Raw genomic sequence first — 18715 nt, forward strand, 5'->3', positions numbered from 1 at the left:
CCACGGATTCCGTGGATTGCACGGATTGCACGGATTCCACGGACCCGACGAACTCGGCTGCACCAGCGGAGACGACCAGTGCGGCCCAGTGTCACATCGCCCGGGGCCGAGTCGGGCGTGAGTCGCGTGGGCCGGTCGGGTGTCGTCCTGGGCGAGGCGGGCACGCGGTCGGGGCCGGGCGCTCCCGCCCGGCGCTGAGACCCATGCAGACGGAGCGCCTGTGTCGAAGGTCGAAGAATCCGTCGAGGTCGATGTCCCCGTGCGTGCCGTGTACGACCAGTGGACGCAGTTCGAGTCGTTTCCGCACTTCATGGACGGCGTGGAACGCATCGAGCAGCGCACGGACCGGATGACGCACTGGGTGGCGAAGATCGGCGGCGTCAGCCGGGAGTTCGAGGCGGAGATCACTGAGCAGATCCCCGACGAGAGGGTCGCCTGGACCACCCTGGGCGGCGATGTCAGGCAGGCGGGTGTCGTCACCTTCCACCGCATCAGCGACACGCGGACGAAGGTGATGCTCCAGCTCGACTACACGCCCGAGGGGCTCGCGGAGAACGCGGCCGACAAGCTCGGCATCGTCAAGCACCGGGTCGTCGGCGACCTGAAGCGGTTCAAGGAGTTCATCGAGGACCGCGGGCGCGAGACCGGCGCCTGGCGCGGGCAAGTCTGAGCGGCTCCCTCTCCGCGGTGGGGCCGCCCACCGGCTGACTGGCATCCGGATGGGGTGGGGCATGGCAGGGCTCGGCAGGCCGTGGCACGGCCGGGCGGCGCCACGCTCGCCTCAGCCGGTCAGGATTCCCGTCACGCCGCTGCCCGGCACGGCGCCGTCGTCGGACGGAACGGTGACACGGGTCGGCTTGCCCAGGGCGGAGAGGCCGGTCGTCACGGTCACGTGCGCACCCCCGAGGTCCATGGACATTCGGGTTCGGACGACCCGCCCCTGCTGGTCGACCCACGCTTCGCCGTAGGCGGGCAGATCACCACCGACGAGGTCACGGGCCTGGTCCACCTTCTTCCGCGTCTCCGGGTCCATGCGCAGGGTGAGCGTCTCGTGGTCGAGCATGCCGCGGTAACGCGTGGTGGGTACCCCCGCCACCTTTTCGCTCCCCGCCTCGGTCACGCGCCGCATCGCGGAGATCTGCCGCAGCACATGCTCGGGGTCATTGAGCGGGGCTCGCAGGACGTAGTGCGCCACCGCGGTGTCGCGCGGCACCACCACCCAGGTGTCGTCGTCCAGACCCGACGACGCACCGCGCACGTAGGCCTGCTTCCCGGCGAGAACCTCGTCGAGGTGGCTGATGCCGCCCTGCGGGAAGTCGACGGCGAGGGACGCCTTGTGGGCGGCGAAGTCGACGTCGCCGGTGACGGTGATCGCGGCGTTCACACCGCCATCGCTGATCTCGATCTTCTGATCCATACGAGCGGGGCCCTTGCTCGTGGCCGCGACGGCTGCCTTCACCACAGGCGCCTGGTCGGTGGCGGGCTCGGCGGCCCCGCCGGTGGTGGTTGCCGTCGAGCAGCCGGCACACAGCAGCAGGGCGCCGGTGGACAGGAGGCCGGCGGACAGGGCCGCATGGCGACGCATCAATGCTCCGGGATGTGCGAGAAGGTGTGTCGAGCTGCGTCGCCCAGCGGGTCTTGCTTGCCTCGAACGGGGGGGTGAGGCCTCGCCGACTGGAAGACGGCCGCAACGCCTCACCAGCGGACTTTACCGTGCCTTGGGATCTGGTCGGTCGGCCGCCTCGCTTCCCACCGAACGTGCGCCGTTCATCGCCCGTCGATCCGTCGACAGGGCCTCTCCAGTCCGCCCCGCTGGACATCGCCCAACTACCCTGCATCCACCGGGATTTGACCCCGCCGTGAGAAGCGGTGCGCCACCATGGCACCGTGGTGATCATGACCACTGATACACCGGCGGATGTGCGCGTCACTCAGGCATGGAGCCGGATCACGGAATGGCTGGCCGACTACGCCCCACCGTCGTACGCGGCCCTCAGGCCCGGCGCGTCCGACCACGAGATCGCGTCCCTGGAAGCAACCCTCGGCGTGTGCGTGCCGGAGGAGTTGGCGGCGCTGTGGCGGCTGTCCGCCGGTGAGGACGGAGTGGACGGCTCGGGGCTCATGCTGGGTGATTGGACCCTGCTGCCGCTCGACGTGGTGATCCGGGTTCATCAGGAGCAGATGGACTTTCAGAAGGGGCTCGGCGAGGGGGAGGACGAGGACGCCTCGGCGGTGTGGAGGCCGTCGTGGATTCCGTTCTGCGCCCTCAACACCGACGACACCGCCTCCGGCCTCTACCTGGACGGGACGACCGGATGCGTCGGCCGGTGGACCAGATACGGGGAGCGCGAGCAGGAGTACGCATCTCTGCCCGCCTACCTGGAACTCATGGCGGTCAGCCTGGAAGCCCCCCTGGCGGCGGCCGGCCCGGAGCACCCCGGCATGAGGGGCGGCGCCTTGGTGTGGGGATCGCGCAGCGACGGACCCGGCGAGGAGCGCGGACAGCGGTGGACCCACCACCTCGGTCAGGCTCCGCCGCGCCACCCCGCGAAGACGCTCGGCGCGATCCGGGAGGCGCTGCCCGTCGATGAGCGTGCGGAGTTCGACGTACAGCGCGACGCCCTCGACCTGGCCGACCCCGACTCCGTCCGCGCCTTCCGGGACCGCTGGTGGGAGCGTGCCGTGCGGGCCCAGGAGGAGTTGGAGCGCGAAGTCGCCGCCGCGCTGGGCGGCAACATCCTGGCCCAGCCCGGCCACACGCTCGCGCCGCAGTACGCGGCCACGCTGCCGCCCGCCATCCGCCACGTCCCGCCGTCCCTGGACGACATCCAGGCCGCCCTGCGCCACGAGAGCATCCGCGCACGGTTCAACCAGGACTTCCTGGCGGCGGTACCGCCGCACTATCCGGCGCTGCTGCTCCGGTGGTGGGACATCGCCCGCCTCATGGCCGACCCCCGTGGCGAACGGGCCGTACGCGCCGTCATCAAGGGCCGCCGCACCTCGGAGTAGTGCATGGTCCGGCTCGGACGCCCCGGCCGGCTCCACGCGTGGCCGGGACGCGGCCGCCGCCAGTACCGGTCCGATGGGTGCGCCCGTCTTAGTTCTGCCCCTGACGCCCCGGTCGAAGGGCGGGGCGACCGGCCCACGGCGTGCACGACGGTGTGGGCCGCCATTAATGGAGCGAACGGAGAGGATTGGTGTGCGGTAGCCCGTCCGTGACGGCATATGGACCTGCTCGGGGTCGCCGATCGTCTCGGGGTATGTGATCACCGACCACGACCGCAACGGGTGCAGCGGCGTGGGCGGCTGGTACCACCAGTTGGTGCGCAACGGCATCTGGACCTGCCCCTACTCGCCCATCCCGGCCGGCTACCGCGGCACCACGTACGACGCGTGCGGATGCAGCGGTCTCGGCGCGTGGCTGACCATTCGCGCCGGACACCGGGCACGGGCGGGCGCCGGGTTTGACGGGGCGCCCGCCGCCCACGCCCCACGCGCACTGACGCGGCGCGGGCGCCACCCCTTCCGGATGGCACCCCGCGCCGCCGTCGCAGAGGCTGATTTCGGACCAACTTCCGCGACGAACAGCCGAAGAGGGTCGTCCGGCGCCTCCTCGGGCGCGAACGCGGGCATCGGCCGGACGCTCGGCGCTCGCGCGGGCGGTCGCGGCCACGACCGGGGGAGCGTCGGCGCGGCCGGGGGAGTGGGGCCGCGGGCTCCTCCGGCGAGGAGGAGGCCGAGGTGCCGGTGCCCCTGACCCTGCCCCTCGACGACCCGGCGGCCGGGCAGGGCCTCGTCGGCGCCCCCGTATCGGCGGAACCCACCCCGCAGGGCACGAGGACGTACTGACTTTGACGGAGGGCGGGGCGGCGGCCGCAGCGGGTGCACGATCGCGTGGCCTGCGCGAGCCTGGAACCATGAGTGATCCACTGGTACCCCCCGAGGAGACGCCGCCTGCGGAGGGCTCGATCGCCGAGGCGCACGAGGAACGTCCGGACGGTGGGCTCTGGGAACATCCACGGCTCTGGCTGTGGCTGATCGCGGCGGGAGCGGTGCTCGTCGCGGCCTTCTTCATCGCGCGCGTCATCTCTCTGTAACCGCGACTGGACGCACCGGGGCGGTTCTGCCGATACCCGAGCCAACCCTCCCGATACCCGAGTCAAGCCGACTCGGATTCGGACTCGTCGAGCGCGCTCAAGCCCTCCTCCCAGCGCCGCCGCCGCTGGTCGGCGCTCTGCTCCCACCAAGGGGCGCCCCGTTCCCCGAGCGCGACCTTCGCCCGCTGCACACGCCCGCGCGCGGACCGCTCAGCCGCTACGTCCTCATCGGAGAGCGCAGTGCGCACCGCGCGCCGCGCCGCCATGAGGTGCTTGCGCAACCGGGCCGCGATGTCCTCGGGGAGCATCGGGTCGGTGGCCCGCCACCTCCGCCCATCGATGACGACGAAGCGCCCGTCAGGAGTGTGCTCGATGCTCCGGTTCGAGGACATGCGCCAGATTCTCCCCCGCCCGCGCCGGCCCCACCAGCGGAACCGACCCCGCGACGGGCAGCACCGCGACGTTACTTGCCGCTGTGGACGGGAAAGGCGCTGCGTTCGCCGTACTCCACGCCGCGCATGCCGCGCAGGGTGCCCATGTCCGCGCCGGAGATCTCGAAGTCGACGTCGGCGTTGCAGCGCATGTGTGCCGGGTTCGCGGCCTTGGACAGCGACACCGTACCCAGTTGCAGCGTGTAGCGGATGCACAGCTGCGGGCCTACAAGTCCCGAGGCCGGCTTCCGCGAGGCGCCCACCGAGAACGGGTTGCACACTCCCCGACGCTCGTTGCGCCTAATGTCGATCCGCGCTTAGATCTCCATCGAATGCGGCGTAACTGCCGTGCTCCCTAAGGTAATTGATTGATCGGGAGGACTCCGTGAAAGGCGGTGCGAGGGCGAACGCGGACTAAAAGCTCCCGCACAACTGCTACCCCGGCGGTGTGGTGGCCGGCGGAACCACCCCGACAACAACATCTGGGTGACCGTCCAGGGTGTCTGCTCCTCCGAGGCGCGGTGAACAGGGCCTGCCCCAGACGTTCTTGACCGAGCATCAGCGTGGTGCGCGCGGAATCGTCCGCACGCACCACGCTGCCCTGTCCGCCGTTCGTGGTCAGGCGGATACGGAATGGCTTCCGGGGCCGAGTTCCGGGTGGGCTTCGAGCAAGCGATCGGGGGCCGCCTGGCGCCAGGAGTCCTCCAGGACGTCGCGCAGCTCGCCCAGTCCCTCCAGTGCGGCCAGCCGCACTCTCACCCAGGCCGATCCCGCCTCGTGCGCGGGCACCCAGAACTTCTCCGGTTCGGCCGCGATCAGCTCGGTCCGCTCATGGCGGGGACAGCGCACGGCGAACGAGGTCTGCTCGTCCGGGACGGTGATGAACATCCGCCCGGCCACCCGGAAAGTGGGCATGCTCCAAGCCTCCTTCTCCACGGTCTCGGGAAGGGACAGGGCAATGCGCCGGACGTCCTGGGCGGTGGGTGTGTGCGTCATGAGCACCACGGTAGTGAACCCTCGATGCCCGGCACGCGCCAGAGTGGGCCGCAGCTGTGTGACCATCTGTGTCAGGCCGAGGGTGGCAGGGCCGTGTGGTCGGGGTGGCCGCCGGTACGGCGCTCTTCTTTGAGTTCCGCTTCGAACAGATGGTCACGACCGTCGGCGAGCTCGGCTCTCGCAGCGGATTCAAGAGCCTTGTACGGCTCGTAGAAGGTGGTGTTGTACGCCTCGATGATCTGGAACGTCCAGTGCCCGGGGATGACGTTGCGGCCCAGGATCTCGTGCCGCACCCGCTCGGCCCAGTCCTCGTGCCCGGCTTCCCGCAACAGCTCGACCGTCCGGTCCAGTTCGAAGTCGCTGGTGCCGGTGAGCTGATGAAACGCGTACAAGTGTCCGCGGGCGCGCTCGGTGGTCTCCAGGGCCTTCGACAGGGCGCCGAGCGCTTCGACCGTCGTGTCGCAGACGCCGGGCGGACGCTTGTGGGCCTGGTCCGGGGCTTCGTGTGAATCGCTCATGCGTCAGGCTTAACCCGCAGCGGCCCTTTTCTCTCGCCTGCGACCGGCCTCCTGCCTCCTCGACGACCCATGCACGTCACGCATGCACGTCACGCACGCCATCGGACGCACCCTCCCGGCCGACGAGCGAGGGCCCCTCCCGGAGTACTCGGAAGCCGGCTGCCCGCGCGGGGTGCGCGGAGCCATCAGGGCGGTCGGTGATCACGACACGGAGTCGGGAACCGGTACCGCGTGGGCATCGATCAGGGCGGCTGCCACCGTGTCCACGAGTCGGTCGGGGGCGTCCGCGCGGCGGGCAAGCACGATGCGGCTCGGGGGATGGCCGTCCACCGGGACGAACGCGATGCCCGGACGCGCGTGCCTGCGCGCGGCCCCGGCCGGGAGCAGCCCCGCCACCCCGTCCCACGCCACCGCGTGCAGGCATTCTTCGACGGACGCCACGACCGGACCGGGAGTGCCCTCATCGGCGGCGAACCAGTACGCGCGCCATTGCGCGTCCGTCCCGGCCGGCAGCCGGAAGCGTGGCCGTCCGGTGAGTTCCCGTATGTGCAGCCGCGGCCGCGCGGCGAGCGGGTCGTCCGCGGGCAGCGCCACCACCAGCGACTCCGTACCGAGCTGACATACGGTCAGCCCCGAGGTGTCGAAGGGGAGCCGGGTCAGCGCCAGATCGACCCGGCGCCCGCGCAGCCCGCCCGACGGATCGGTCAGGGGCGCCTCGTGGAGCCGTACCCGTAGCGCGGGGTGGCTGTCGCGCAGCACGGCGAGGACGGCGGGGCCGGCCTCCAGTCCAGCGCCGGCGACCGTGCCCAGGACGACCTCGCGTGCGGACTCCACGGCGCGCACCCGCTCACGGGCGCGCTCGGACCGGGCCAGCAGGTCGCGCGCTTCAGCGAGCAGCACTTCTCCCGCCGCGGTCAGACGGGCCCCGGTCGGCATCCGTTCGAGCAGGCGGCACCCCAGGTCCGCCTCCAGGTCACGGATTCTGCGACTGAGGGGCGGCTGGGCGAGATGCAGCCGCGCGGCGGCCCGGCCGAAATGGCCCTCTTCCGCGACCGCGACGAAACACCGCAACGCCCTCAAGTCCATGACCGGCAACGATACCGATATCGACACCGCCCCTGCGGATCCGGTCTTGGACGCGGGCGCGGGATCCGGGGTGAGCTGGAGCCGTCCCCGCGTGGACCACACGCTCGTCCCGCACCACACGCTCGCCCTGCACCGCACACTCAACCGGCCCGACCCGGCCGCATCCTCACCTTTCCGCTTTCCGTCTCGTCTGCTGTCGACTGTCCAGGGAGTACCCATGTACGCGCACCCCGACGACCTCAACCGCGCCCGCTCCGTCGGCGCCGCCGCCGCACCCGAGTTCGCCGCATGGCTAGCCTTCCAGAACGCGGTCGATCGCGAGGACGGCGCCGTTCCGCGCCGCTACCGCGAGCTGATCTCGGTGGCGGCAGCCCTCGTGACCCAGTGTGCCTACTGTCTCGACGTCCACACCGCGGCCGCCCGCCGGCACGGCGTCACCGCCGAAGAACTCGCCGAGACCGCCTTCGTCACCGCCTCCGTCCGCGCCGGCGGAACTCTGGCCCATGCGCTCCTGGCCGACCGCCTCTACGAACACCACGGCCACGGTGCTCCGTCGGCGTCCCCTGCGACCCCGGCCGGCCCGGTGGCCCACACCTGCTGACGGAATCGACGACGGCCCGCCCACGTGAGACGAGGGCGGGCCGGCCGGCCTTCGGCCGAACCGTACTCAGTGCCGGTTGGTGGCCGTACGGCGTCGGGCCGCGAGCAGCACACCCGCGCCGGCCGCGATCACCGCGGCAGCCGCGCCACCGATGAGGACGGTGTTGCTGCCGCCGCCGGTCTCGGCGAGAGCGGAGCCCGAGTCTTCCGGAGTCCCTGGCGTGGCCGAATCCGCATTCCCTTCAAGTCCTCGTCCGCGACGAGGAGGACGACTGCTTCGGCCTCTGGATGATCTACGACGGCAAACTGGTAGAGGTGTCACTGCCGCGTACCGTACGAGAGCCGTCTTCGTGGTCCGTTACCGGAGTCCTCTCCCGTACCGACCGTGGCGCCTGAGCGTTGCGCTCCGGTTCGTCAACTCGCCCACATCAGAGGTGAGGCGAGGGTGACGGCTGCTTCATATGGCTGAGTGGTCTTGTCGTAGCGGGTGGCGATACCACGGCGTTGCTTCAGGCGGTTGCAGCACCGTTCGACGACGTTGCGGTGCTTGTACGCCTCGCGGTCGAAGGCCGGCAGGTGGCCTCCGCGGCTGCCGCGCCGGGCCCAGTTGCGGATCTGGTCAGCCCGCTCGGGAGTGGTGTGCGCGATGTCGCGGCGGCGGAGCCAGGCGCGAATCGCTTTCGAGCCGTAGCCCTTGTCGCCCAGGACACGATGGGGTCGGACGCGCGGCCGTCCCGGTCACGATCCGGGGCACCCGGATCGCCGTCATCACAGCGATGAACCGGGTGCAGTCGTTGGTGCTGCCGCCCGTCACGACGAAGGCGAGCGCACGGCCCCCTCCGTCACAGGCCAGGTGAATCTTGCTGGTCAGGCCACCTCTGGACCGGCCGAGGGCCGGGTCACGGAGCCCCCTTTTCGGGCTCCGGCCGCATGCTGGTAGGCCCGGACGATTGTGGAGTCGACGGACACCAGCCAGTCGACGTCGCCCGCCGCGTCCGCCTCGGCCTGGACGGTCCGCAGCATCCGGTCGAACGTCCCGTCCGCCGTCCACCTGCGAAAACGGGTGTGGAGTGTGGCCCACGGCCCGTAACGCTCGGGCACGTCCCGCACCGCCTAGGGTGACAGGATGCAAATCGTCCTGGTGAGCGGGCCCTCGGGGTCAGGGAAAACGACCGTCGCGCGCATCCTGGCCGAGAGGATGCTTTCTCCCAGCGTGCACCTGCACACCGACGACTTCTACGCGGCGATCAAGCAGGGAGCAGTGGCGCCGTACCTCCCAGAAGCGCACGAGCAGAATCAGACCGTCACCGCAGTGATCGCCCAGGCCGCCGCCGGATACGCCGCAGGGGGCTACCACACCGTGGTCGACGGGGTCGTCGGCCCGTGGTTCCTGGAGGCGTACGAGAAGGCGGCGGAAGCCGCAGGCGTCGGACTGGTCTACGTGGTGCTGCGGCCAGACAGGGAGTCACGCTCGCTCGCGGGACGTCCCGCGATCAACACCCGCTCACCGACCGGCCGATCCTCAACCAGATTTACGACACCTTCACCGACCTCGGCCCTCACGAGAAGAACGTCCTCGACTCCACACACCTCAGTGCGGAGGAGACAGCCGAGGCCGTGCTCGAACTTCCGTGAGACTGCTCAACCTTCGCCGTGAGGGGGGCATATAGAGGGAATCGGCCTCCGTGAAGCCCTGATTGGCGTCGTTCGGGCCACCACGGCGCGCTGTCAGCGGGCGCAGATAGTGTCGCGGCATGAGCCGGATCATCTCGTACAGCACAGCAGACAAGTCACATGTCATCGGATTTCTGGGAGCCGCAGGTCACTTCACGCAAGAGCAGCAGCGCCTTGCGGGCATCATGCGCCAGAAGGCGCTGGCCGCCCAGACGGAGGTGGACAGGCAGGATCTGGGCTGGGGTCTGACAGTGCCTGAAGCACTGGAGCATCTTCTGCACGGACACGCTTCCTCTGCTGCCCCTGCCTCCGGCAACGCCTATGCGGCCGCGATGCAGATCGTCATCGACTGCAACGCCAGCGATTCGATGGACTGGGCGGTGTACTCCAAGCCGGCCACCTTCCTTGACGCACTGGACCGCGAACTGCTCCGCGTGGGAGTGAGTGCGGACCTGTTGCCCGGAGCCTTCATCGTGGGCGGCCTGCCCAGCGGATTCCCTTTCCACCTGCCGCTGCCCTCGCACGCCATGGAGAACTTCGGCTTCTGGCCGTTGGAGAAGACCCTGCCCGCCGCCGAGGCCTATCGGGCGGTTCTGGACCACGTCGACGAGGACTTCACCTACGAGCTTGAGCAACTCATCGAGAAGCTCGACGAGGAGCACGAGAACTGGGTCGAGAGCCAGGACATCGACTGGTACACCCAGGACACCATCTTCTTCTCCATCACCGGATGAGCAGGACGCACCACGATCTGGGCGTTGTGGTCGCAGGCTCCGCCCGGATGCCCCGTAGGCGACTTGCAAGAACGGTTGTCGCTGGGGCTCGGGGAACGGCCGCGGCCCTTTGGTGCAGAGAATGTTGGTGAGGAACAGGAACACTGTTCAGTGCGTGTCGGGCGACGGTAGGTTGCTGCGTCGCGCGCCGGCCGACGCTGGCGCCCTGAGTCGCGTCAGGAGAGCACCCATTGGGGCGGGTGCTCTGGGCCGGCCGGGCAGGTGAAGACGTGCAGGTCGCGATCACGGCCGAAGCGGAGCCGGGTGGGCTGGGCGACGGACCGGCCGCCCCTGATCGAAGCCATCCCCTGTTCGGACGGATCGCGGTCTTCCACGGGCATCCAGCTGTGTGAGTCGGGGTCCGTCTCGTCGCCCCCAGCCGTCAGCAGGAGCCGCATCGGGGCCCTACAGGACGCGCACGCGATGTCCAGCGGGCCCGTCGAAGCCCAGCTGGGAAAGCCACCGACCCGCCATCCGGGAGGGATCGAGAGGGCGCCCTGGTAGTTCGGCGCGTCCCGGCCGCCTTCCGCGGTCTGGGCATCGTCCCAGGCGTCGATGCGGGCGATCAGAGCCGCAGGCAGCGTGTCGTCCTCCGCCCACGGATAGGTGTGCACCTCCTCGGGGTGCACGACACAGGGTTCGGGGAGTTCGTCCTCCCGCCGGAGCAATGGCACTTCAGGTGCGGCAGCAAGGAAGCGGCCCGCGCTCTCCGTCTGCGCGGCCAACCTCCACCGCAAGAGATATCGGCGCTCCAGGTACCGGCCGTGGGTGCGCGGGCAGCGAAGGAGCTGCACCAGGTCAGCGCCGCCGGGACCAGCGGCCAGCCCGGGGACGTCCCGGCCGAAGAACTGGGCGAGCCCCACGAAGGGCGCCGGCCCGTCCTCCCCCGGGCTGCCGGCGCCGGGCCACGGGCGGCTCCGAGGCCACACGCCCGCGGACCGGGCGGCGCGGATCTCCTCTGGTGCATACCCCTCGGTCTCGGGCTCGTGCAGTTCGCGGCAGACCGGCCACGGCTCGTCGCTCGGCCACAGCAACGGCCCGCCGACATGGCTGTCGTGCCGTTCGGGCTGCCCCAGCCGCGGGTGCAGGCGGGTCGTCCGCCCTCGATATGCCGCCAGCTCCGGGAACACCGCTTCCACTGCAATCGGCCTCGCCGGCGTTGTCCTGGTCATACGCGGAACGTACGCGGTCGGGACCGCGTCACACCAACGGGATACCGCGCACCCTCCTGCGAGGAAACACCATGTCCGGTCGAATCAGCATGGTTCGGGCCGGCACGACCACCGTCCTGACACAAGCCACATATGCGATCTCAAGTCTCGGCAACATCACTTCCCGGAGGAGGAGAGCGTTCCCGCCACTGAGCAACAGACGTTCTCGAAACCAACCCACAGAGCCAGGCTCCGACGCGCCATCAGGGCTTCCGCCATGAGGGAGATCTCGTCCAGTTCCGCGCTGTCCCGTCTCACCGAAGTTTGACCGCAGCTTCGACAGGCGGAGATGGTGCCGAAGGTGCTGCTGAGAGTTGCCATCGCGGGGCGCCGAGCAGGTCGCCATGGATGTGGCGCCGCCGAGCTCCGAGGGGATTGGGCGTTCCACCACTCATCTGTGCCGCAGCCTACTTCGTAGTGCCACCAACCCTCATCCTGCCCTTGGTTCAGGAGCGCTTTGATCTGGGCGAAGTCCGCGTCGGCCGGTACGTTGAAGGCCACCATGGGGGCGTCCGCGCTCATGACCGCACCGCCGAGGTGGAAGACGGCCAGGCGTTGGTGTACCTCCTGAGGGCTGCGGCCCGGCGGCCCGGAGGGTATGGGCACGACGCGAATCGTGCAGTTGCCGGCCGAACTGGCCCTCTCGGCTGCCCAGTGCAGCCCATCTGAGATGGTCCGGAACTGCACGACGTCTCCCTCGGCCACACCGTCTTGCAGAAACGAGGCGGTTTCGATCACGGCCGTGACGGCACTGAGCCGTGTCGCCCGCAGGCCCTCGGTCCTGCGGGAACCAGCCCTCGCGGGGGACGAACCGGAACCAGACCTTGACCTTCTCAACCGCGTGCACGGCGCCGATCATGCTCGGGTCGCCAGCAGCATCTTGCATCGGGGCTGAGCTGAGCGGTAGAGCTTGGGGACAAACCCGTCGGCGCGTCGCCCCAGGCCCCGTCGACGACGAGTCGGGTGTGGGCGGTGGGCATCAACTGGTGTCGGGAGCGTTCACCCCAGGCAAGGGCCTTGTCGGGGCCTTCGAGAGCGGGGGCATGGCGAAGTGGCGCGCCCAGGCGGACTACCTCGTGGCCGCAGGTGCGCTGTACCGACAACCCGACCTGACTCCGGGCCAGTTCAGAGGTTTCACGCCCGGCCAGCTTTTCCGGCAGGCGATGATCCGTGCCCAGATCCCACCGAGATCGAGCAGCCCATGGTCGACATCCGGCGCGCCGCCCAACTCTCGAAGCACGGCATGCAATGCGGCGCGCAAGACACCGTCACCTGCCCCAAGTTCCGTGAACTCGCGGCGTGGTGGTGCGTCCCCACACCCGGTGAGGGCCATCGGAACCTCGCGGAGAGGGCGCCCGACCGCCAGCGCGGCCGGCCGAAGCGACCCTATGGCACCGGCTACCCGGTGAAGCGCCGCTGAATGTCGCCCGCACTCCCGCTCGGCCGTCACGGGGCGGTGGCGGTCGCCCAGCAACACCCGGGCGCTCCCCGTTGTCGCCGAACGGTTTCCAGAATATTGACTTCGTCGACTTCTCCGCACTTCTACGGGAGGGCGTCAGCGTACCCGAGAAACCGCCATTGCGCGTGTCTGCCGGGTGGGTGTCCCCGTGGGTGAACTCGCCTTTGGGTGACTGGCGAAGGACGAATATGAGCCAGGGAGCACCAGAATCGGTCATCCCATGGAACGGAGCGCTTCGTTCCTTGGAGGCGGTGAAATCTGAGGTGTAGCGATCCCTTGCATCCGGATATAACCCGATTACGTTGTCCAAATGCACGCGAGATCGGTCCGGTCTCATGGTTGACACGTGCGGCATCGGGTCGTGAATATGCAGTGCAGATCACGGCGCATGATCCAATCCGGTCCCGACACGGCGGGGTTTGGGCGACTGTCCTATTCGTCGGCCCCGTCATCCAGATCTGTTCGCAGGGAGGGAATTCCAGGCTCAAGGTACGAATCCGACAGCGCTCCGTGTCCAGCTGTCGCTTTCCATCCCTAGGGTCCTCCCGTGCCCGGCAGAGGTGGTATGCGGGCGATCCGGCCGGAGAATTCATTTCGCCGTCATTTCCGTCACCCAATCATGACACCCGCGATTCCGTGTGCCCGGACGCAGGTGATGAAGGAGTGTGCACATGACGCTCAACGCCCTGATGGGCACGTCGTCGAACGGCGACGAACTGCCGCGTGACGGCGCGACCGCACGGCTCCACAGCGTGATCAGCGGCCACTGGTCCTCGGACGTCCTGCTGCGCCTGCGGCTGAAGCGATGGCCGGACCCTGCGGAACCGCTTCCGGGGAACCATGAGGTCGTCGCTCTCGACGACGGCGGCTACGCGCACACCGTGGACACCGGCACCGGCTTCGTCACGGTGCAGTTCACGCCCGAGCCCGACTCCGCGCCGCACGCGCTGGAGCACAGCGATCCGCCGACCCCACGCTGGCGCGCAGCCGTGCTGACGGAAAGCGTCAGGGCGGACGATCCGAGGGCTGCCGCGGTCGCCGGGGCGCTGGCCGATGCCCTGCGCGGTGAAGGCACCGCCTTCAGCGAGACCGAGGTGGCGCGGCTGTGGGGGGCGATGCCGCTGCTGCGCCGGTACGCCACCGAGGACAGCGCCCTCACCGACTGGGCACTGATATTCCGCGACCACTACGTGGAGAACAGCGTCGGCTTCCTGTTGGCCGCCGAACGCGCCGGGTTCGCACCGCAGTGGATCTACGCCCTGGACAAGGGCGACAAGACGTTACGCCGGGACCGCGTGCACGGGTGGTTCCTGTCCCGGGGCTACCGCAGCGCCACCCTCGACAACTCCGTCGTGAACGGCACCGCCACCGAGGAGGAGGTGCGCCGGGCGCGCGAGGTGGGCTCCGACGTGGACGCCTTCATCCGGGCGGCACACGCCGAGGGCCGACGCGTGCTCATGGTCGACGACGGCGGCATCATCGCCCTCGGCTCCGCACGCGAACGCCTGGTCACCGAACAGCCCGACGCCGCACTGGAGTTGACCGTCAGCGGCCTCAAACGCATATCGGCGGCCACCGACATGCGCCTGCCCGTCCTCAACATGGCGCGCTCCGAGGTCAAGACGCATTTGGCCTACAACGAGATCGCCGACTCCTGTGTGCGGCGGCTGCGCGCCATCGTGCCGGGCGAGAAGTTCGTGGGCCGGCGCGTCCTGTCCCTGGGCTTCGGCACCCTCGGCGCCCGGGTCGCCAGAGCGCTGCGTGCGACCGGGTGCCGCGTCACCGTCGTGGACACCGACACACTCGCCCTGGTCCGCGCCGCCGAGGAGGGCTTCGACACCAGCCGCTCGGCCCATGCGGCCCTGCTGCACACCCGCCCCTTCCTGATCATCGGGACCACCGGCGAGGACGCGCTCACCGAGGCCGACCTGCCGCTGCTGCCCGACGGCGTGCTCCTGGCCGGATTCGCCACCCGGGACTTCAGCCTGCTCAGCGAGCGTCGCGTCGCCACGACGGCGTCGGACGTCCCCGGCGTGGGTGTGCGCTACACCCTGCCTGACCGCCGTTCCGCTGTCCTCCTCGGCGACGGCCGCTCTCTGAACCTGTACACCTACGAGGGCATCCCCAACCGTGGTTACGACGCCTACCGCGCCGCCACTCTGGTCACCGCCAAGCACCTGTGCCGCTCCGCCGCAGACTTGGCGCCCGGCATCCACCTAGGGGTGGTCGACCAAGTGGTCCGCGACGCGGGGCTGTTCGACGCGTACTACGACACGTACCTCGCCGACACGGTCCAGCCGGCCGAGGACGGCGTCGAGAACGGCGGGGACGCACATGAGTGACCTGCCCCGTGTGTGCGTCGTCGGCTACGGAGTGGCCGGCAAACTCCACCACCGCCTGCTGGAAGCCGCCGGTCTGCGCGTGTGCGCCGTGGACCCGGCCCTGACCGGCGTGCCCGTCGGCGTCCACAGCCGCCGGCCCGTCGACCACAGCCCCACCGTGCGGGACATGACGGGGCCCGTGCACCTGTGGTCGCTCTGCACACCCACCCGGGTGCACGTCGACGTCCTGGCAGAGGTCCTGGAGCGCGACCCGCTGGCCCGCGTCATCATGGAGAAACCGGCCTGCCGGGCACAGGACGTGCCCCGGCTCCAGGATCTGCTGGAGCGGTATCCCGGAGCGCGCGTGGTCGTGATGAACCAGTACCGCCACGCCCATGCGCTGCGCCTGCTGGACGGCCTGCGGCGCCATCACCTGCCGGACCATCCGGTGACGGCGGTGCGCGTCGCCTTCAGCAAGGACCGGCGGGCCGACATGGAGGCGGGCCGGTTCGTCGACCGCGACCACGGCGTCTTCGGCTACGAATGGCCGCACATGCTGGCGGTGGCGAGCTGGCTGCTGCCACCGGACGCGTACCGTGCCTATGTCGAGAGCCCGGTCGAGGACGTGCGCGGCGACGTCCACGAGGACTACTTCGTCACGGCCGCCCGGGAACGCGCCGTGGTGGCGGACGGTGTGGAGCTGGATCTGTACTCGTCGGTCGTCGGCGACGCGCCCGGGGACACCGGCGTGCCCGACTGGGCCCGTCCCTTCGGCCACTCCACCGGCGGCCGCCGGCGACTGGCCCAACTCCAGGTCGGTCCGGCGCTGTTCACGGCCGAGCTGGATCCCGTGGCCCTTCCGGGCGGTGGCCGGCTGCCCAACAACACCCACCGGCTGACGGCCCAACTGCCCGGCGGCTGCCAGGAGACGCTGGTGAACGACTCTCCCATGGACAACGCCCTGCGCACCGCGGTCGCCCAACTGCTCGGCGACCTGCCCCTGCCTCCGGTCGACCTGCGGCCCGTGCACCGCATCAGCGCCCTGGCGGGCCACTTCGGGCACGCCCGTGAGACCGCGGCGGTCGGACAGCTGAGCGGAGGCGCCGTATGAGCAGGCTCCGCTTCGGTATCATCGGCTGCGGTGTGATCGGCGGTCTGCACGCCAGGGTGCTTCACACCTACGCACCGCTCGCCGCACGGGCACGACTCGTCGCCGTTGCATCGCCCTCACCCGAGCGCGCGCACCGGCTGGCCGGGGAGACCGGCAGCGAGGCGACGGACATCGCCACCCTCATCGAGCGTTCTGATATCGATGTCATCAGTGTGTGCACCCCCAGTGGCCTCCATGCCGAGCTGGGGCTGCGGGCACTGGCCGCGGGCAAGCACGTCGTCGTGGAGAAGCCCATCGACGTCACCGCCCAGGCGTCGGACCGGCTGATCGCCGGCGCACGACGAGCCGGGCGTGCCCTTGCCGTTATCAGCCAACACCGCTTCGACCCCGCCTCCCGGCTGCTGCGATCCGCCCTGGACGCCGGGGAGTTCGGAACGCTGACATCGGGACTGGTGGAAGTGCCCCTGTGGCGTGGCCAGTCCTACTACGACTCGGGCGGCTGGCGCGGCAGCCAGGCCCTGGACGGCGGAGGCGCGCTCCTCAACCAGGGAGTGCACGCCGTCGACCTCGCCCAGTGGCTGATGGGCCCGGTCGTCGAAGTCGCCGCGCACACCGCCCTCAAGGGGCACCGCGGCATCGAGGTCGAGGACGTCGTCACCGCGAGCCTGCGGCACGCAAATGGCGCCCTGACGTCCCTGCTGGCGACGACCGCGGCGTACCCGGGGCGCACCACGCGCCTCACGGTGCACGGCGACCAGGGCAGTGCGGTGATCGACAACGACGAACTCATCTACTTCCACGCCGCCGGACCCGGGGACGACACCTCCGCCTACGGCGCTTATGGTGCGGGCAACCAAGCCGCCGAGCGCTGTCCGCCCGCTCCCGCCCAGCAGCGGGACGCCAGCGGCCTGCTTCCTTCGCCGCACGGCGACCAACTCGTCGACTTCTGCGACGCGGTCGCCGAGGGCCGGGCGCCAGCCGTCGACGGAGAGGAGGGCCGCAGGGCCCTGCTCACCGTGCTCGCGGTGTACGAAGCGGCGCGCACCGGCGCCGTCACCCAGGTGGCGCACGCCCCCGATGCGACACCCCACCCTTCCGCCACCATGACCCCGGAGCCGGCATGACCAGTGTGAGTTTCGTCGTCGCCGACGACGAGTTCGAGCGTGACTTCCTCCAGCTTCCCCTCGACGTGGCCAACGCGGCCGCCCTGCTCGGGCGGGACGGAATGGACGTCGTCGTCTGGGACCGCCGCCTGAGCGACGAGCCGCCCCACGTCGACGCGGTCGACGTGGCCGTCGTCGTGACGGCGATCGCGGACCGCGCCCAGTGCTACCCCCTCGATCTGGGCCCGGTGCGCACCGCCGTGGAACAGGTACGGAGGACCTGGCCGAAGGCCACCGTCCTGGCCGTCGGCCCGCACGCCACCCAACTGCCCACGGCCACGCTGCGCGAGCTGGGCGTGGACCACGTGGCGCGTGGCGAGGCGGACGCGGCGGCGGTGCACGGCGTACGGGACCTGCTGAGCGGCAGGCCGGTGCTGGGCGAACTGCCGCTGAGCGGGACGTATCCGCCACTGGACTTCGACGGGGCGCCCCTGCCCGCCTACGACCTGCTGGACCTGACCGCCTACACGGCCGAAACGTTCACCGGCGGGCGGGTCAAGCGAGGACCGTGCGGCATGGTGCTCGGCGTGCGCGGCTGCACCTACGGATGCACCTTCTGCCACCTGCCGTTCGGCACTCGGATGCGCCCGGAGCCCGTGGAGCGCACACTCGCGGAGATCGCGGCGATGCGTGAACGCGGCGTGGACTCGCTGTTCTTCCTCGACTACGTCTTCGGTCTGCACCCGACCTTCTACAAGGAGCTGTGCACCGGACTCGTCGGCGGCGGCCTGGAGTGGAGCGGGCAGAGCCGGGCGGAGGTGGTCCTGCGCCAGGACGTGGATCTGTGGGCCGCCGCGGGATGCAACGGCATGTGGCTGGGCGCTGAGTCGCCGGCCGTCTCGGAGACCGGCGTCGGCAAACGAGTCCCGGCGGAGAAGATCGACGCGGCGATCCGCCGTCTTTCGACGGCCGGGATCACCCCGTTCGCCTTCGTCCTGCTGGGCCTGCCCGGCGACCCGGCCTGCCTGAGCGGCGAAGTGGTCGACTGGGCCGCCTCGCTGCCGGGATACTTCGGACTCAACCAGCTCTTCCTGCGTCCCGGCACACCGCTCTACGACGAACTGGCGGCCGATTACAACGGCGGTACGACGCCCACGACATGGGCCGAGGTGGAGGCGGTGACACGGCGCTACCGGGAGCGCTATCCGGTCAGCCTCGACGACCTCTGGCAGCGGCTCGTCAAGCTGCCGAACTACATCGGCAACGCGATGGCCGCCGTATGAGCACCCGCCGCCTCATAGCCGATGCCGGGCCGGTGCGCCGCACCGGGCCCGG

General features: G+C 70.2%; 19 protein-coding genes and 2 pseudogenes. 11 read left to right on the forward strand and 10 right to left on the reverse strand.

What is annotated here, in order from left to right; all coding sequences use genetic code 11:
* Nucleotides 1-220 precede the first annotated feature (220 nt).
* Nucleotides 221-670 carry an SRPBCC family protein gene (locus OOJ98_RS16145; RefSeq protein WP_267055390.1) on the forward strand — a complete coding sequence of 150 codons (450 nt, stop codon included), beginning with the start codon at nucleotides 221-223 and terminating at the stop codon, nucleotides 668-670.
* 111 nt (nucleotides 671-781) lie between these two features.
* On the opposite strand, the gene OOJ98_RS16150 is transcribed toward OOJ98_RS16145, so the two are convergent.
* Nucleotides 782-1585 carry a hypothetical protein gene (locus OOJ98_RS16150; RefSeq protein ID WP_267055391.1) on the reverse strand — a complete coding sequence of 268 codons (804 nt, stop codon included), beginning with the start codon at nucleotides 1583-1585 and terminating at the stop codon, nucleotides 782-784.
* Between the two features lie 311 nt (nucleotides 1586-1896).
* Here OOJ98_RS16150 and OOJ98_RS16155 point away from each other — a divergent pair, with 311 nt between their 5' ends.
* Both OOJ98_RS16155 and OOJ98_RS16160 read left to right on the forward strand, forming a co-directional pair.
* Entirely contained in the window at nucleotides 1897-3009 is a 1113-nt protein-coding gene (locus OOJ98_RS16155; protein WP_267055392.1) for an SMI1/KNR4 family protein, read from the forward strand.
* A 908-nt stretch (nucleotides 3010-3917) separates the two neighbouring features.
* Complete coding sequence (locus tag OOJ98_RS16160) at nucleotides 3918-4097, forward strand: DUF6480 family protein (protein ID WP_267055393.1); 180 nt, start codon at nucleotides 3918-3920, stop codon at nucleotides 4095-4097.
* 62 nt (nucleotides 4098-4159) lie between these two features.
* Here OOJ98_RS16160 and OOJ98_RS16165 read toward each other — a convergent pair whose 3' ends face one another.
* The 5 genes from OOJ98_RS16165 to OOJ98_RS16185 all read right to left on the reverse strand — a co-directional run bounded on the left by OOJ98_RS16165 (nucleotide 4160) and on the right by OOJ98_RS16185 (nucleotide 7128).
* The gene (locus tag OOJ98_RS16165; protein ID WP_267055394.1) at nucleotides 4160-4489 is read right to left on the reverse strand and encodes a hypothetical protein; all 330 of its coding nucleotides are present in this window, start codon (nucleotides 4487-4489) and stop codon (nucleotides 4160-4162) included.
* Nucleotides 4490-4560: 71 nt separating this feature from the next.
* Nucleotides 4561-4809: a hypothetical protein gene (locus tag OOJ98_RS16170; RefSeq protein WP_267055395.1), complete on the reverse strand. Its 249-nt coding sequence runs from the start codon at nucleotides 4807-4809 to the stop codon at nucleotides 4561-4563.
* Between the two features lie 337 nt (nucleotides 4810-5146).
* On the reverse strand, nucleotides 5147-5524 hold the full coding sequence (locus OOJ98_RS16175) for an MmcQ/YjbR family DNA-binding protein (protein WP_267055396.1): 378 nt from the start codon (nucleotides 5522-5524) through the stop codon (nucleotides 5147-5149).
* Nucleotides 5525-5595: 71 nt separating this feature from the next.
* Nucleotides 5596-6042 (reverse strand): hypothetical protein, encoded by a 447-nt coding sequence (locus OOJ98_RS16180; RefSeq protein ID WP_267055397.1) that lies wholly within the window; start codon nucleotides 6040-6042, stop codon nucleotides 5596-5598.
* A gap of 201 nt (nucleotides 6043-6243) precedes the next feature.
* A complete protein-coding gene (locus OOJ98_RS16185; protein ID WP_267055398.1) occupies nucleotides 6244-7128 on the reverse strand; it encodes a LysR family transcriptional regulator in 885 nt (294 codons plus the stop codon).
* A gap of 217 nt (nucleotides 7129-7345) precedes the next feature.
* Here OOJ98_RS16185 and OOJ98_RS16190 point away from each other — a divergent pair, with 217 nt between their 5' ends.
* The gene (locus OOJ98_RS16190) at nucleotides 7346-7729 is read left to right on the forward strand and encodes a carboxymuconolactone decarboxylase family protein (protein ID WP_267055399.1); all 384 of its coding nucleotides are present in this window, start codon (nucleotides 7346-7348) and stop codon (nucleotides 7727-7729) included.
* A 66-nt stretch (nucleotides 7730-7795) separates the two neighbouring features.
* Here the strand turns inward: OOJ98_RS16190 and OOJ98_RS34830 are convergent, their stop codons facing one another.
* Both OOJ98_RS34830 and OOJ98_RS16200 read right to left on the reverse strand, forming a co-directional pair.
* Nucleotides 7796-8050 carry an LAETG motif-containing sortase-dependent surface protein gene (locus OOJ98_RS34830; RefSeq protein ID WP_323177899.1) on the reverse strand — a complete coding sequence of 85 codons (255 nt, stop codon included), beginning with the start codon at nucleotides 8048-8050 and terminating at the stop codon, nucleotides 7796-7798.
* A gap of 92 nt (nucleotides 8051-8142) precedes the next feature.
* A pseudogene (locus OOJ98_RS16200) lies at nucleotides 8143-8835 on the reverse strand (IS5 family transposase); the annotation flags it as partial.
* A gap of 19 nt (nucleotides 8836-8854) precedes the next feature.
* On the opposite strand from OOJ98_RS16200, the gene OOJ98_RS16205 reads away from it, so the two are divergent.
* Both OOJ98_RS16205 and OOJ98_RS16210 read left to right on the forward strand, forming a co-directional pair.
* Nucleotides 8855-9385, forward strand: a complete 531-nt coding sequence (locus tag OOJ98_RS16205; protein WP_267055400.1) for an AAA family ATPase — start codon at nucleotides 8855-8857, stop codon at nucleotides 9383-9385.
* A 97-nt stretch (nucleotides 9386-9482) separates the two neighbouring features.
* Nucleotides 9483-10136, forward strand: coding sequence for a hypothetical protein (locus OOJ98_RS16210; RefSeq protein WP_267055401.1), 654 nt, complete (start codon nucleotides 9483-9485; stop codon nucleotides 10134-10136).
* 215 nt (nucleotides 10137-10351) lie between these two features.
* Here the strand turns inward: OOJ98_RS16210 and OOJ98_RS16215 are convergent, their stop codons facing one another.
* Both OOJ98_RS16215 and OOJ98_RS16220 read right to left on the reverse strand, forming a co-directional pair.
* Nucleotides 10352-11347, reverse strand: coding sequence for a hypothetical protein (locus OOJ98_RS16215; RefSeq protein WP_267055402.1), 996 nt, complete (start codon nucleotides 11345-11347; stop codon nucleotides 10352-10354).
* Between the two features lie 417 nt (nucleotides 11348-11764).
* Nucleotides 11765-12245: pseudogene (locus OOJ98_RS16220) on the reverse strand (DUF4265 domain-containing protein); the annotation flags it as partial.
* Between the two features lie 342 nt (nucleotides 12246-12587).
* Between OOJ98_RS16220 and OOJ98_RS16225 the strand changes: the two are divergent.
* The 5 genes from OOJ98_RS16225 to OOJ98_RS16245 all read left to right on the forward strand — a co-directional run bounded on the left by OOJ98_RS16225 (nucleotide 12588) and on the right by OOJ98_RS16245 (nucleotide 18663).
* On the forward strand, nucleotides 12588-12806 hold the full coding sequence (locus tag OOJ98_RS16225; protein ID WP_267055403.1) for a hypothetical protein: 219 nt from the start codon (nucleotides 12588-12590) through the stop codon (nucleotides 12804-12806).
* A gap of 710 nt (nucleotides 12807-13516) precedes the next feature.
* Nucleotides 13517-15187 carry a hypothetical protein gene (locus tag OOJ98_RS16230; RefSeq protein WP_267055404.1) on the forward strand — a complete coding sequence of 557 codons (1671 nt, stop codon included), beginning with the start codon at nucleotides 13517-13519 and terminating at the stop codon, nucleotides 15185-15187.
* Entirely contained in the window at nucleotides 15180-16277 is a 1098-nt protein-coding gene (locus OOJ98_RS16235) for a hypothetical protein (protein WP_267055405.1), read from the forward strand. Before OOJ98_RS16230 ends, OOJ98_RS16235 begins: the two co-directional genes overlap by 8 nt.
* Entirely contained in the window at nucleotides 16274-17401 is a 1128-nt protein-coding gene (locus OOJ98_RS16240; RefSeq protein WP_267055406.1) for a Gfo/Idh/MocA family protein, read from the forward strand. Before OOJ98_RS16235 ends, OOJ98_RS16240 begins: the two co-directional genes overlap by 4 nt.
* Nucleotides 17398-18663 (forward strand): radical SAM protein, encoded by a 1266-nt coding sequence (locus OOJ98_RS16245; protein WP_267055407.1) that lies wholly within the window; start codon nucleotides 17398-17400, stop codon nucleotides 18661-18663. Before OOJ98_RS16240 ends, OOJ98_RS16245 begins: the two co-directional genes overlap by 4 nt.
* Nucleotides 18664-18715 lie beyond the last annotated feature (52 nt).

Source organism: Streptomyces sp. NBC_00083 (assembly GCF_026343295.1).
Taxonomy (GTDB): domain Bacteria; phylum Actinomycetota; class Actinomycetes; order Streptomycetales; family Streptomycetaceae; genus Streptomyces.

Bases quoted from the DNA above. Each gene is read 5' to 3' on its own strand.
- OOJ98_RS16150 (WP_267055391.1), bottom strand. From the start codon at position 1,585: ATGCGTCGCCATGCGGCCCTGTCCGCCGGCCTCCTGTCCACCGGCGCC.
- OOJ98_RS16155 (WP_267055392.1), top strand. From the start codon at position 1,897: ATGACCACTGATACACCGGCGGATGTGCGCGTCACTCAGGCATGGAGC.
- OOJ98_RS16160 (WP_267055393.1), top strand. From the start codon at position 3,918: ATGAGTGATCCACTGGTACCCCCCGAGGAGACGCCGCCTGCGGAGGGC.
- OOJ98_RS16165 (WP_267055394.1), bottom strand. From the start codon at position 4,489: ATGTCCTCGAACCGGAGCATCGAGCACACTCCTGACGGGCGCTTCGTC.
- OOJ98_RS16175 (WP_267055396.1), bottom strand. From the start codon at position 5,524: ATGACGCACACACCCACCGCCCAGGACGTCCGGCGCATTGCCCTGTCC.
- OOJ98_RS16180 (WP_267055397.1), bottom strand. From the start codon at position 6,042: ATGAGCGATTCACACGAAGCCCCGGACCAGGCCCACAAGCGTCCGCCC.
- OOJ98_RS16185 (WP_267055398.1), bottom strand. From the start codon at position 7,128: ATGGACTTGAGGGCGTTGCGGTGTTTCGTCGCGGTCGCGGAAGAGGGC.
- OOJ98_RS16190 (WP_267055399.1), top strand. From the start codon at position 7,346: ATGTACGCGCACCCCGACGACCTCAACCGCGCCCGCTCCGTCGGCGCC.
- OOJ98_RS16205 (WP_267055400.1), top strand. From the start codon at position 8,855: ATGCAAATCGTCCTGGTGAGCGGGCCCTCGGGGTCAGGGAAAACGACC.
- OOJ98_RS16210 (WP_267055401.1), top strand. From the start codon at position 9,483: ATGAGCCGGATCATCTCGTACAGCACAGCAGACAAGTCACATGTCATC.
- OOJ98_RS16215 (WP_267055402.1), bottom strand. From the start codon at position 11,347: ATGACCAGGACAACGCCGGCGAGGCCGATTGCAGTGGAAGCGGTGTTC.
- OOJ98_RS16225 (WP_267055403.1), top strand. From the start codon at position 12,588: ATGGTCGACATCCGGCGCGCCGCCCAACTCTCGAAGCACGGCATGCAA.
- OOJ98_RS16230 (WP_267055404.1), top strand. From the start codon at position 13,517: ATGACGCTCAACGCCCTGATGGGCACGTCGTCGAACGGCGACGAACTG.
- OOJ98_RS16235 (WP_267055405.1), top strand. From the start codon at position 15,180: ATGAGTGACCTGCCCCGTGTGTGCGTCGTCGGCTACGGAGTGGCCGGC.
- OOJ98_RS16240 (WP_267055406.1), top strand. From the start codon at position 16,274: ATGAGCAGGCTCCGCTTCGGTATCATCGGCTGCGGTGTGATCGGCGGT.
- OOJ98_RS16245 (WP_267055407.1), top strand. From the start codon at position 17,398: ATGACCAGTGTGAGTTTCGTCGTCGCCGACGACGAGTTCGAGCGTGAC.